13 protein-coding genes, 2 pseudogenes and 1 riboswitch are annotated in these 13,377 nt (G+C 37.4%); of the genes and pseudogenes, 10 read left to right on the forward strand and 5 right to left on the reverse strand.

Translation table 11 applies throughout. The features are described from left to right. Positions 1-295 precede the first annotated feature (295 nt). Positions 296-439, forward strand: a pseudogene (locus JOC74_RS24315) (hypothetical protein); the annotation flags it as partial. A 64-nt stretch (positions 440-503) separates the two neighbouring features. Here JOC74_RS24315 and JOC74_RS14115 read toward each other — a convergent pair. From JOC74_RS14115 to JOC74_RS14125, 3 genes are all read right to left on the reverse strand, one after another. Then, positions 504-1,328 (reverse strand): aldo/keto reductase, encoded by an 825-nt coding sequence (locus tag JOC74_RS14115; RefSeq protein WP_053605316.1) that lies wholly within the window; start codon positions 1,326-1,328, stop codon positions 504-506. Between the two features lie 105 nt (positions 1,329-1,433). Next, positions 1,434-1,721, reverse strand: coding sequence for a putative quinol monooxygenase (locus JOC74_RS14120; RefSeq protein WP_053605317.1), 288 nt, complete (start codon positions 1,719-1,721; stop codon positions 1,434-1,436). A gap of 33 nt (positions 1,722-1,754) precedes the next feature. After that, on the reverse strand, positions 1,755-2,432 hold the full coding sequence (locus JOC74_RS14125) for an NAD(P)H-dependent oxidoreductase (RefSeq protein ID WP_053605318.1): 678 nt from the start codon (positions 2,430-2,432) through the stop codon (positions 1,755-1,757). A gap of 381 nt (positions 2,433-2,813) precedes the next feature. On the opposite strand from JOC74_RS14125, the gene JOC74_RS14130 reads away from it, so the two are divergent. Further along, the gene (locus tag JOC74_RS14130; protein ID WP_053605319.1) at positions 2,814-4,058 is read left to right on the forward strand and encodes a cation:dicarboxylate symporter family transporter; all 1,245 of its coding nucleotides are present in this window, start codon (positions 2,814-2,816) and stop codon (positions 4,056-4,058) included. A gap of 109 nt (positions 4,059-4,167) precedes the next feature. Here the strand turns inward: JOC74_RS14130 and JOC74_RS14135 are convergent, their stop codons facing one another. Further along, positions 4,168-5,289: a Gfo/Idh/MocA family protein gene (locus JOC74_RS14135; RefSeq protein WP_053605320.1), complete on the reverse strand. Its 1,122-nt coding sequence runs from the start codon at positions 5,287-5,289 to the stop codon at positions 4,168-4,170. 110 nt (positions 5,290-5,399) lie between these two features. Between JOC74_RS14135 and JOC74_RS14140 the strand changes: the two genes are divergently transcribed. The 6 genes and pseudogenes from JOC74_RS14140 (at position 5,400) to JOC74_RS14165 (ending at position 10,994) form a co-directional block, all read left to right on the forward strand. Then, positions 5,400-6,254, forward strand: coding sequence for a LysR family transcriptional regulator (locus JOC74_RS14140; protein ID WP_053605321.1), 855 nt, complete (start codon positions 5,400-5,402; stop codon positions 6,252-6,254). A 203-nt stretch (positions 6,255-6,457) separates the two neighbouring features. Next, positions 6,458-6,853 (forward strand): VOC family protein, encoded by a 396-nt coding sequence (locus JOC74_RS14145; RefSeq protein WP_053605322.1) that lies wholly within the window; start codon positions 6,458-6,460, stop codon positions 6,851-6,853. Between the two features lie 185 nt (positions 6,854-7,038). Then, positions 7,039-7,187, forward strand: a riboswitch (cyclic di-AMP (ydaO/yuaA leader). A 152-nt stretch (positions 7,188-7,339) separates the two neighbouring features. Beyond that, a pseudogene (kimA, locus tag JOC74_RS14150) lies at positions 7,340-9,167 on the forward strand (potassium transporter KimA). A 139-nt stretch (positions 9,168-9,306) separates the two neighbouring features. Then, complete coding sequence (locus JOC74_RS14155; RefSeq protein ID WP_053605323.1) at positions 9,307-9,714, forward strand: VOC family protein; 408 nt, start codon at positions 9,307-9,309, stop codon at positions 9,712-9,714. A gap of 226 nt (positions 9,715-9,940) precedes the next feature. After that, a complete protein-coding gene (locus JOC74_RS14160) occupies positions 9,941-10,363 on the forward strand; it encodes a DUF1801 domain-containing protein (RefSeq protein WP_053605324.1) in 423 nt (140 codons plus the stop codon). Positions 10,364-10,409: 46 nt separating this feature from the next. Then, positions 10,410-10,994, forward strand: a complete 585-nt coding sequence (locus JOC74_RS14165; protein ID WP_211086191.1) for an NAD(P)H-dependent oxidoreductase — start codon at positions 10,410-10,412, stop codon at positions 10,992-10,994. Between the two features lie 64 nt (positions 10,995-11,058). On the opposite strand, the gene sigZ is transcribed toward JOC74_RS14165, so the two are convergent. Then, the gene (gene sigZ, locus JOC74_RS14170; protein WP_053605326.1) at positions 11,059-11,592 is read right to left on the reverse strand and encodes an RNA polymerase sigma factor SigZ; all 534 of its coding nucleotides are present in this window, start codon (positions 11,590-11,592) and stop codon (positions 11,059-11,061) included. A 219-nt stretch (positions 11,593-11,811) separates the two neighbouring features. On the opposite strand from sigZ, the gene JOC74_RS14175 reads away from it, so the two are divergent. Next, positions 11,812-12,327: a hypothetical protein gene (locus tag JOC74_RS14175; RefSeq protein ID WP_053605327.1), complete on the forward strand. Its 516-nt coding sequence runs from the start codon at positions 11,812-11,814 to the stop codon at positions 12,325-12,327. A gap of 251 nt (positions 12,328-12,578) precedes the next feature. Beyond that, positions 12,579-13,301, forward strand: coding sequence for a GntR family transcriptional regulator (locus tag JOC74_RS14180; RefSeq protein WP_053605328.1), 723 nt, complete (start codon positions 12,579-12,581; stop codon positions 13,299-13,301). Positions 13,302-13,377 lie beyond the last annotated feature (76 nt).

Below are 13,377 nucleotides of genomic sequence, written 5' to 3' on the forward strand. Positions count from 1 at the left end.
ATGCTGCTGTGATGGATTTTTTTATAAAAGTTTGTTTAATCGGTACGAGCATAAGCAGGAAGCCAACAAATACGAGAATTCCGGAAATACCAAATGATGCTTGAGGGAATAACATCTCACCGAATATACCCGATAAGATGGGCGCTAACCCCGCACCAAACCAACGGACAAAATTATAAACAACTGATGTTACACTCCTGGCATAAGGTGATGATTCCATGGCATGAGTAGTGAATAAAGCATTATTCAACCCGGAAACAAGGCCTGACAAAATCACAAGGGCAATCTTACCTCGAGAGAAGCAGCAATAAAAAATGAATGTATAAAAGACATTACATCAAAACACTTTGGCCGCTATATTTTTTTTAAGAGGAGACTAAGACTCGAAAAAGAGGAAATTTCCTGGTGTAAATGGGTGTTATCTTTATTGGAGAAGTAGAGAGACAAGAAAATTCTTAAACAAAAAGAAGCGCTCAAACGGCGCTTCTTTTTGTTTGGTTATATTATCGCATGTTCATTTCGCTTGGCTTAGGACCTTTGCGTTGGTTCTTGTCAAGCTTATTAATCTTATCCATTTCATCAGCTGTTAATTCAAAATCAAATATATTAAAGTTTTCTTCAATTCGTGAAGGTGTTACAGATTTAGGAATGACGATCGTATTGTTTTGCAAGTGCCAGCGAAGCACAACTTGAGCTGCTGTTTTGCCATGCGTATCAGCAATCTCTTGAACGACCTCATCTTTAAGAACATCGCCGCCTTGGTCTAACGGACTCCATGCTTCTACAAAGATATCGTGTTTGGCACAGAAGTCTTTCAACTCATTTTGCACAAGATATGGATGGCATTCCACTTGGTTCAAAACAGGCTTTACGTCGCATTCGGCAAAAAGACGTTCCAAATGCTCAATATCAAAATTACAAACACCGATCGCTTTCACGCGGCCATCATTATAAAGCTTTTCTAACGCTTTGTATGTATCCACGTACTCATCGAATTGAGGAGTCGGCCAATGAATTAAATACAAATCTACATAATCAAGTCCGAGCCTTTCAAGACTTTCATCAAATGCCCGTAATGTGTTGTCATAGCCTTGATCGCTGTTCCATACTTTTGTCGTAATAAATAAATCTTCGCGAGGAACAGACGCATTCTTGATCGCTTTTCCGACCCCTTTTTCATTTTTGTAAATCATAGCTGTATCAATAGAGGTATAACCAACTTCAATTGCTTTTTCTACGGCAGTTGTAGCTTGATCATCTTCTACTTGCCATACACCAAATCCGAGCTGGGGCATTTTTAGACCATTATTTAATGTAACGAAATCCATTTGAAAGCACTCCTTGTCGTTTGATTCTTAAATAGTATATCGAGTTTTTGATTGTATTGTCATACAATGTGCTTCGGGCTGTTATACGTTTAGCTATTTAGAATGCTATTGCTGTACCGTAAATTTCTTTACCTTCAGTGGAGAGAGAATGTAGTCGCCTACTTGAGAGCTGAATGATTTAAAGTGCGGCGTTTTTTCATGTTCTTCAAGATCAGATGCCGTATCCCATTCTTCTAGCATAATAAACGTATTTTTTACTTCTACATCTTGAACTAGAAAATAACTAATATTTCCCGGCTCTTGTTGTGAAGCTTGTACTAGAGGTTTAACAAAATTTAAAAACGCTTCTGTCTTTTCTGGATTGACCTCCATATATGCGTGAATAACAATCATTTCAATTCCCTCCATGTCATAAAATTTATTTCCTTACTCTACCCATTGAATGATTTGTGATCTCGTTTGTCTTGTTTTTTCACGTGGTTCTTTCACACGGAAGCCAAAAGCAACCATACAAGAGATGCCAAATTGATTTGTATCAAGTATACCTTCTTCTACTAGAATTTGCTCGACTTTACCTTTATCGAAGCCTTCCATCGGACAAGAATCGATGCCGATTTGTGCAGCTGCGGTCATCATGTTTCCTAATGCAATATACGTTTGTCTGCATCCCCATTCAAACATAGCACGTTCATTACCAAGCAAGTCAAAATCGGATTCTAGAAATTTATGATATAAACCGCCTTTTCCTATCACCACATCTTCTGGGAGTTGTTGAACATCTTTCATCATACGGAGAATATGCTTAGAATCAGCAAGCAGCTCTTTCGGTGTTCTAGACAAGATAATAACAAAGTGGCTGGATGTTGGTAATTGTTTTTGTCCTCCCCAAGTAACTGGCAATAGTTTATCCCTTAGAGTTTCATTTTGAATGACAAGAAACTTCCATGGTTCAAAACCAAATGAACTAGGAGATAAACGTCCTGTTTCTAAGATGAAATTAAAATCTTGTTCACTTATTTTTTTGGCAGGGTCAAATTCTTTAGTTGCATGTCTATACTGATATGCCTGTAGTATGTCTTCTTTTTTATTTGTCATGATCGTCATGAATAACACTTCCTTTTTATTAAATTTAATAGCTTTTCATATAAGTAAAGTATAAGTTGTTGGATTTAATATTGTAAGTACGCACATAATTGTTGTATAGTACCACCTTTTATACCATTAAAATATTGTCGATTAGCCTTCTGCTGAACCTGTCTATAATTTTTAAGCTCTATTATCATTGATCAATGTACTAAGACACTTAAGAAAAACTAGATTATCTGCTATAATGTTATTTATCATAGTATATTCTCCTTTTGTATGGGCTGGGCAAAAGGTCAAACCCCAATACAATTAGGGGATTTTTTATGGATTTATACCGGCTTTTCTTTCATTTTACAGAATGTTTGTAAAGCTAGATTGTTTTAAGAGGGAGGATAATGGATGAAAAAGGTAAAAATTGGTTTGGCGTATCAAATATTAATTGGACTTATACTCGGTATTGTAGTAGGTGCAATATTTTACGGTAATGATAACATTGCAGCTTACTTGCAGCCGATTGGAGATATATTTCTTCGGGCGATAAAAATGATCGTTGTTCCAATTGTGATTGCTTCTATTGTAGTTGGTGTAGCTGGTGTAGGAGATTTGAAAAGGGTCGGAAGATTAGGATTTAAAACAATATTGTATTTCGAGATTGTAACAACGATCGCCATGGTTGTAGGGTTGTTATTCGCCAACATATTCCAGCCGGGTGTTGGTATTGATCGATCAAAATTAACAGAAAGCAGTATTTCTCAATATGAAGAAACAGCAGAAACCCAGGAAGAGCACGGAGTTGTAGAGACATTTGTAGAAATTATACCGACGAATATTTTCCAAGCATTTGTCGAGGGAGATATGCTTGCTATTGTTTTCTTTTCTGTTCTCTTTGGAGCTGGAGTTGCAGCGATAGGAGAACGAGGTAAACCAGTCTTGGACTTTTTCCAAGGTGTTGGGGATACGATGTTCTGGATTACAAACCAAATCATGAAGCTGGCGCCTTTTGGGGTATTTGCTTTAATTGGCATTACGGTATCTAAGTTTGGATTAGAATCGCTGATTCCGCTTGGAAAACTGGCAATCGTTACGTATGGAAGTATGGTCTTTTTTGTAATTGTCGTATTTAATATAATTGCAAGAATAGCCGGAATCCGTTTGTTCTCGTTGCTACGTTTGTTAAAGGATGAAATTTTGCTTGCTTTTTCTACTTCGAGTTCAGAAACAGTACTCCCAAGAGTCATGCAAAAGCTTGAAAAGTTTGGTTGTCCGAAGGCAATCACTTCCTTTGTAGTTCCGACAGGCTATACGTTTAATTTGGACGGTTCTACACTTTATCAAGCTTTAGCCTCCGTTTTTATTGCTCAAATGTTTGGTGTAGAAATAACGATCGGACAGCAGCTTATGATTGTTCTCGTGCTTATTGTGACTTCAAAAGGTATTGCTGCAGTGCCAGGCGCGTCATTCGTTGTGTTGCTTGCCACATTAAATGCAGTAAATTTACCTGTAGAAGGTCTTGCTTTTATTGCCGGTATTGACCGGATCTTAGATATGGGCAGAACTGCTGTGAATGTTGTCGGGAACTCTTTAGCGGCGGTTGTTATTTCTAAATGGGAAGGTAAATTCAACCAAGAAAAACAAGTTGCGTAATAAACCCCAAAAAAGACCCGTATCACTAAAAGTGGTACGGGTTTTTTTGATATGGATGATTAGACAAACGGAGCCTATCCATAAAAAGCTTATCGTCTGATAATAATATCTAGTCTTGTATTACGGTTATTTTTTTACCTGTCTCTGCAGAATTTTGTATTGCGTCTAACAGTTGATGCAATTTGACAGCGTCATTAAAATTGGGCATTTGCCGTTTATTTTCTGCTATATCTTGCGCGAAACGATGATACGCTCTTTCAACATACCCTGCTGGATAACGATCTTTTTCGGAGGATATTCTTATTTCTTCCGAAAAGGCATGATCAATTTCAGAATGCAAGGACGAATAATTAGGATGTGTGATTTTTTCGACGGTCAGGTTACCAAATTGTACGTGACCAACGGAATTGCTCTGTTTTAAACGAAATACACCCTTTTCTCCTCTAACTTCCAAATGAAACTCAGGATATACTCCCCCTTGAATGTGTACGGATGCAGTGATTCCATCAATTAGTGTTCCGTGTATTGCGATTTGATCAGCTGTAGTTTTAGCCGTTGTTAAACCGGTTTCTTGGATGATTGCTTCGGAATAATTTTGACTCATTACAGCTGAGACTTTTTTAAAATCACTAAGAATGTAGCAAAGCACATCAAGCGAGTGCCCGCCATTTATCGTAAGGAGACTCGCTCCCTTTTCTTTTTTTAATAGATAAGCGTTTCTTTCATCTGTGATTCTGCCTTTTCCTTGTGTAGCGACTTGCATTGTACAGGAAAGGACCCTGCCGATTTCCCCTTGTTTGATCGCTTGTTTTACATAATTGACCTCCGGTGATTGCCGTGCTTGTAATCCAATCACGTGGTGAATATTCGCTTGATCGGCCATTTTTGCCATCTCTTTCGCTTCAGAGGTGTTTATTCCCAATGGCCATTCACAATAGAGGTGCTTCTTTTCTTCAATGGCAGTGATGGCAGCTTCATAATGGAAAGGAACCTTCACACTTACGACGACTAAATCAACATCTTCGGATTTTGCTAATTCCCTATGATTAGTAAAAGCTAAGGGAGCGTTAATCGCCATGGCGCTTTTTTTCGCGGTTTCCATCTTAGATGTCCCAATAGCCGTAATTTGATAAAAAGGACTTTCTTTCAGAACGGGAATATGTGTTTTGCTCGCCCACTGATTATTTAAAGAACCTCCTATAATCCCGGCATTAATTACATTTTGCTTCATGGTTTATCCCTCCAAAATGCGTATTGCATTTAGTATACTTAATAAGTGATATCATAAATAATGTTAATTTATGATAGTAGTATCACTATTTTTGATAGGGAGGTGCATCAATGGATATCGAAAACTTGAAAGCTTTTATAACAGTTGCCGAACTAAAAAGCATATCTGCTGCGGCGATAAAGCTTAATCACCTCCAATCCAATATGACTGCGAAAATAAAGAAGATTGAATCCTATTATAATCAAGAGCTGTTTATTAGAAATTCAAAAGGTATGGAATTAACTAAAGATGGAGAAAAATTATATCACCAATTAAAAAAGATCTTGATCCTCTGGGAAGAAACTGAAAATAAAATGAAAAAGCACGAAGAAACGCTCAGGATAGGGACGATGATATCAGTTGGTGGAACTCAATTCTCCTCAGCATTAAATAAACTTTATCAAACATACCCTGACTTATCGGTTACGTTAAAAACGGGTTCCACTGATTATATTGAACATCAAATTCTTGGCGGAACAATTGATATAGCTTATACGATTGGATCGTCAAATCATAAGAAAATCACCTATAAAAAAGTGGGGCAAGAAGAGCTGGTTATTATCGGTAAAGGTATTGAGAAAAACACAATTTTTAAAGAGTATATCAGCCGAAAAAATCTGCTTGTTCTTTCGGATAAATGCTTGTATCTCACGTTGTTACGCAATATTTTCACAGGCATGGGTCGTGAGTATGGGGAAATCATTGAAGTAGGCGATCCGGAATCACTCTTGCAGTTTTCAATAATGGGAATGGGGATTTCCTTAGTATCGAAACGTACGGCAAACCGCTACAACATCAACAATTATATAGAGGTACCTTCAGTTTATAAATACATCAACATTTACTTAATTACTCGTTTGCACCATGAATTAACACCTATTGAAAGACAATTTACAGAATTGAATCATTCGCTTGTGAACGAATAATGGAGAGAAAGTATTTAACCGAATGGTTGACTAATTCTAGGTTGTTCTTTATTGTTAACTATATGGTTAAACAAAGTAGCCACAATTTAGATTGGATTTTTCATGCTACGTCAGACCGAATTATTACGGTGGGTATTTAATGATTGCAGGGTTGAAAGAGATCGTAGAAAGCGAATGAATTAAAAAATAAGGAGATGTTTTTAATGGAAAAGGTGACACCATTCTTAATGTTCGAAGGAAATGCGGAAGAAGCCATGAATTATTATACTTCTTTGATTGAAGAATCAGAAATTACCAGAATCACTCGTTATGGACCAAATGAAGCAGGAGATGAGGGCAGTGTGATGCAGGCTGTCTTTTCATTAAAAGGACAGGAATTTATGTGCATTGACAGTAACGTAAAGCATGAGTTCACGTTTACCCCTTCCTTTTCAGTGTTTCTTACATGTGATTCTGAAGAGGAAATTACCCGGCTTTATGAGAGCCTCTCAGATGGCGGGGGCGCCCTAATGCCATTAGGTGATTATTTCTTTAGTAAGAAGTTCGGTTGGATTGTCGATAGGTTTGGAGTTTCATGGCAGCTCAATTTTCCAAGCTAAATGTTGGATGGTGTTCCTTCTAAAGAGGAGCGCCATTTTTTATTCCTCCTTTACATAAAGAGTTGAAAATGCCCTGTTCTTTAGTTAAAGAAGTATTCAAATTTTAGATTTTAAAATTACATATTTTTTTAACAATTTTTGTTTACATTTTTAGTGCACAGAAGTATGATAATCATCGGTTTCATATTTCTAAATCGCTGAGACCTAAAGGTGCGGGGGAACCATTTTTGTGGATTGTTACACAATCCAAAGGGGTGAATCCTTTTAAAAGGTAGGGCTACTCAAATGGTCCGAATCCGACAGCTAACCTCGTAAGCGTTATATGAGAAGGAAGGTGGAGCTTGTGAGACAAAAATTATATTGTCTTCAGGCCTATTATCTATGGCTTGCAGGCATTTTTTATTTTAATTGAACTAAAGTGTTTTCGTAGAGTGTTATTTGATATACAGGAAAAGATATGTTTAATACAATCTGGTAGTGAAATTTGTGATTTCTTCTCTAAAGAGATTTTTAATAGGCCGGCCATTAAAATCAACTGAACTAGGGGAACAGAAGCTTAACAAAACAAAAGCATTAGCCATCCTATCTTCTGACGTTTTATCATCAGTAGCCTATGGTCCGGAGCAAATTTTAATTGTCCTGGCAACAGTTGGTGCAGTAGCATTTTGGTATTCAATTCCGATAGCAATGGGAGTATTAATTCTATTAACTGCTCTCATATTGTCGTACAGGCAGATTATCTTTCGCCTATCCTCATGGCGGTGGAGCGTATGTAGTATCAAAGCATAATTTGGGTATAAATCCGGGGTTAATCGCTGGAGGATCCTTGCTGGTAGATTATATTTTAACAGTGGCAGTTAGTGTATCTGCTGGTACAGATGCGATAACATCTGCATTTCCTGCCTTACATTCTTATAATGTGATCATTGCGATTATCTTTGTGATTTTTCTTACCATCTTAAATTTAAGAGGGGTAACGGAATCCGCCTCTATTTTGGCGTATCCGGTGTATTTATTTGTTTTAGCGTTATTCGTATTGATTGGTGTGGGCATCTACAACATTGTAACAGGTCAGGTTCCGCCTGATTTACATCCATCAATTGGTACACCCGTGGCAGGAATCAGTTTATTCATCCTCCTGCGAGCGTTTGCCTCAGGCAGCTCTGCTTTAACAGGAGTTGAAGCCATTTCGAATGCCATTCCCAATTTTAAAGACCCGGCACCTAATAATGCAGCTAAAACGTTACTTGCGATGGGTGCCTTGCTCGCTTTGTTATTTTCGGGAATTGTATATTTGGCCTATTATTACGGGATTACTCCCAGTGAAGAGGTCACTGTTGTCTCACAACTTACGGAAGAGACATTTGGTCGAAATTTCATGTATTTCTTTATCCAAGGAACTACAGCATTGATATTGATCCTGGCTGCCAATACAGGTTATTCAGCGTTCCCATTACTTGCGGTTAATCTTGCCAAGGATAAGTTTATTCCAAGAATGTTTACAATAAGAGGAGACCGGTTAGGATACTCGAATGGGATTATTATTCTTGGGATTGCCTCGATCATATTAATTCTTGCTTTTAAAGGACAAACTGAACAGCTTATCCCGCTATATGCAGTCGGCGTGTTTATTCCATTTACGCTGTCTCAGTCGGGAATGATTGTTAAATGGATTCGTGAAAAACCAAAAGGATGGGTATTTAGGCTTGTTATTAATTCAACCGGTGCCTTGATTAGCTTTACCGTTACGATCATTTTCTTTTTAACCAAATTCGCACAGGTTTGGCCAGTCTTAGTTTTTTTACCCATTATCGTTTTTGTTTTTCACCAGATAAAGAAGCATTATGACGCAGTTGGCGACCAATTGCGACTGACAACATGTGAACCTTCTGTCCCGATTAATGGGAACGTCATTATTGTTCCTGTGGCTGGTATGACTCATGTAGTAGAGAACACGTTAAACTATGCTAAAACTCTTTCGGCAGAAAAGATCATTGCCGTTTACGTTGCGTTTGACAGAGAAGTCGAAAGAAAGTTTGAAGAAAAGTGGAAGAAATGGCAGCCTGATGTCAGACTCGTGACACTTCACTCTCACTATAGAAGTATTATTCATCCTTTGACCAAATTTGTTGATACGGTTGAGCACAAAGCCAGAGAGTCGGATTATCGGGTTACGGTCGTCATCCCTCAGTTTATTCCTAAAAAAGGCTGGCACAATATTCTTCATAACCAATCTAGTTTATTGATTCGGGCATATTTGCTTTATCGGCGGGACGTAGTCGTTACTACTGTCCCTTACCATTTAAAAAAATGAGTTTTTACGGGTGTCTCCTTAATGAGGCACCTTTTTTAATTATACCTTTTAATAATTTTTTTCTTTTTCAGGCAGGAATAGGATAAACATAAGAGAATGATTTGTAGTCGGAATAAAAATTAGAGGGGAATGGGCAAGTATGGGAATACAAATGAAAAGTATCTTTGTTAATTTACCGGTGAAAGATTTGGAAAAAACGAAAGAATTTTTTTCGAAAATTGGTTTTGAATTTAACGAAAAATTTACTGATGAAAATGCAGCGAGCATGGTGATTGGTGAAAATATCTTTGCCATGCTGTTGGTGGAAGAGTTTTTTAAAACGTTTACGAAAAAAGAACTTTCTGATGCAGCAAAAAGTACAGAAGTTATCGTTGGGTTAGCAGTTGATAGCAGGGATAAGGTTGATGAGATTGTAAATAAAGCGCTGGATGCAGGCGGAAAGCCTTCAAATGATCCGATGGACCATGGCTTTATGTACGGATGGAGTTTTGAGGACATAGACGGCCATCTTTGGGAAGTCTTTTACATGGATGAAAGTGCAGTCTGAGCAAGAGTAAAAATAAGAAATTGATCGCCCTGAACTTCTTTGATAAACCTATAGGCACAATCCTTTCATGTGGAGTTGTGTCTTTTTCATTTTAAAGTACAGTGTTTGCTGGTTCGGTTCAGCAGGAAAAAAGTGTGTAATGTAGAAATTTATTTAAGAGATTATATATTTTCTATTAGCGAAAAAAGGTCAACCTCATACTTAAGAACAGGAGAAATTCTAAGTTATGTACGAACTAAAAACAAAAGAAAATGACAGCAGTGTCATTGAGTTTATTGAAAATGTCGATAGCCCTAAAAAACGTGAAGATGCATATAAATTATTAGATATTTTCACAGAAACGACTGGCTGTCAAGCGAAGATGTGGGGGCCGAGCATTATCGGTTTTGGTTCCTATCATTATAAATATGAATCCGGTCACGAAGGCGATGCGCCGCTTGTTGGCTTTTCACCTCGAAAAGCAAAAATCAGCTTGTATTTTGCGACTGGTGATACAAAACGAGAGGAATTGTTAAAGGACTTTGGAAAACATACAACAGGAAAAGCGTGTGTATACATTAATAAGGTGGCAGATATTGATGTTGACGTGTTAAAAGCGTTAATTCATCAATCTGTTGCGTTTTTAAGAGAAACGTATCCAAACCAGTAGAAAGCGATTATGTTTTTAGGGAACCCTATATATGGAGGAATGCAAAATGAACCATCTTGTTGTCTATGCACACCCACATCCTGAAAGTTTTAATCATGCAATATTGGAAACAGCTGTTAAAGCTTTAGAAGACAAAGGTCATCAGGTGTTTGTAAGAGATTTGTATGCATTGGATTTTCAGCCTGTTCTGAAGCCCCAAGATACGGCTGCGATGAAATCAGGCAATATTCCTGACGATATTAAAACCGAACAAGAGTTCATTACAAAAGCAGATGTTATCACATTTATCTATCCAATTTGGTGGTCGGGTCTTCCTGCCATTCTCAAAGGTTATGTAGACCGGGTATTCGCCTATGGCTTTGCTTATGCTTATGGGGAAGGAGAAATTATTCAGTTACTTAAAGGGAAAAAAGGTTTGATCATTAATACTCACGGTACTCCTAAAGAGATTTACGACGAAATGGGAATGACCGCCAGTTTAACCATTACTTCAGATGTTGGCATATTTGATTTTACAGGGATTGAACCTTTGGATCATTTACTGTTTGGCAATGTCTCTGAATACCTTGAAGAAGCAGCGCTGAAGGATATCCTCAAGCAGGTTGAAGAGAAAATCAATTCTCTTTGTTAGCAAGAGGTACTGATTTTTAATCAAATATGAACAAAAAAGTTTGGAGAAAATCGCCAAACTTTTTCTAATTCGGATTCTTTCTATAGAAGTCGATGATATTTCCGTATCGATCCGACTCGATATGGCAGCACTCCATCAGCCTCTCCTTTAGCATTTCCCGTCCGCGCTGCACTCTTGATTTGGCTCCTGAATAGGAGATGGCGAGCCGGCTGCTTAGTTGTTTTTGGGACATGCCCTTTAGCTCGGTGAGTTCGAGTGCATCTCTATATTTATCCGGTAATCGTTGAATCGTTGACTTGAAGCATGAAATCACTCCTTTTTCAAAATTCTCTTCCTCATATTCATCATTTGTTTCAATATGAAACGGCAGTTCCTCTGTCCGTTTTTCTTTCCGGTAGTAATCCACGATACTATTGCGGGCAATTTGATAAATCCATGATTGTACTTTATTTTCATCCTTTAACTCGGAAATATGGCCGTGTATCTTCATAAACACATTTTGGACGATATCTTCCACATCAGAATGATTATATGTTCTTTTTGAGATAAATCGTCTGACGGGTAGATGATATTCATTCCAGAGAACTTGGATATCCATGAAAGTTTCTCTCCTTGCGTTCGTTATATTTTGCCTGCGCCATCTTTAGTGTACATCAATTTTAGAAGAAGGAGGAGCATTATAGTCTCACTTGGCAACTGGCATACCATTAGGAGACTTTGTTAAATCAATGTTTTAATTCGTATAATATTTTTAGATATACGGAATAAATACGTGGGTGAGCTAGTTTATTCTAAAACGTAAGGCAGGTATTCATTTATGTTTGATCCAACCGTCTTTGAAAATCTAAAAGTTGCTATTGAAAATCAGATTTATGATTTGGATAATTTGTCGGGAAAAATTAAGATAACCAATCGGATAGATCGACTTGATATGTCAGTACTGTCGAGAGAATTCGCGATACAATTCTCACTATTAGATCGAAGTGATATCTCTGCAGAAATTCGACTGGTTGCACCTTTGAGAGAACTGGCGGCAGAAATAATGGAAGTGCCGGGAGAAAATCCTGGCTGTATACTAATCTTGCGTTTTTATATTCAAATCATAAATATATCGATGCAGTGCGAAATCATTCAAGACATAATGCAGCAAATTTGGAGTCTCGACATTGCCCCGACTCAAACATTACGCTTTGTTTACGGCAGGGAAGAATCCATTTATATGAATACGATCGAGCTGGAATTCAATCGTAAAATTAACGAGGATCATATGGGCGATATCCCCAATTTAATTGATCATGTGCTTCGAACCCTTTCTGAATTAAGAAATATATAAGGACTGAAGAATACTTAGGAAATTGCCTCCCGCTAGCTTTTGGGAGGTTTTTTATTCCTGCTAACCGACAAACTTTTTTAGTGGTAATCTATCGCGTCAAAATAAGAACATAAAATGATTATCGATAAAATCTTTTGTTAAACTTTCCCTTCTTTTGTTAATTAAATATTAAAATACATAGTTACATATATGAAAATACTTGTCATGTCATTATAATGTAAAATGCCAGATATTATTAAAGGGTTGATGATATGAAACCATTGTATATAAAAGTGAAAGAAGCACTTGATAAAGATATAAGAACCGGAAAGATTATGGTGGGAGACCGGCTGCCTTCAGAGCTGGAGCTGGCGAAACAGTCTAAAGTCAGCAGAGAAACTGTTCGTTCTGCAATTCGATTACTGGAGGAAGAGGGAAAAGTCCATGTTAAACACGGAGTCGGGACCTTTGTTGTCAATCCTATACCTCATGCGCCAAGCAGTTTAGAAAAATTAATGAGTGTAACCTCCATGATTAAATATGCCGGTCTTGAGGACGGAGAAAAACGGGAAAATATTAAAGTAGAAAGAACGAATGAAGAATGGGCTTCACTTCTACAGCTCAATCACGAGGAGGAAGTGATTGTCCATGAAAGAATTCGAACAGCTGATCAGGAGCCGGTCGTATTCTCGAAAAATATCCTGCCGAAAAAACTTGTCGGAGAATCACTTATAGCAAAAGGTTCAATAGGGTCTTTGTTTCAGTATTTAAAAGAAGAATGCAAAATTGATATTTATAAAGCGGCAGCGGAAATCGTTGTTCCTTTACATACTGATCGAAATTGCCAAAAGCTTTTGATATACCCTGATACGACAGTTTTGCTATTAAAACAGATTCATTATGATCGGAATAATCAGCCAGTATTATATTCGTATGATTACTTTAGAAATGATATTTTTAAATTCTCTGTGGAAAGAACGAAAATTGATTTTTAACTATGAAAAAGTTCTATCTCATTTTGATGCAAGAAGGGTTCTTCTCTTTTTGTAAAAATGAAATAGAACTTTTTTA

The organism is Bacillus capparidis (genome assembly GCF_017832095.1).
Taxonomy (GTDB): Bacteria; Bacillota; Bacilli; order Bacillales; family Bacillaceae; genus Bacillus; species Bacillus gobiensis.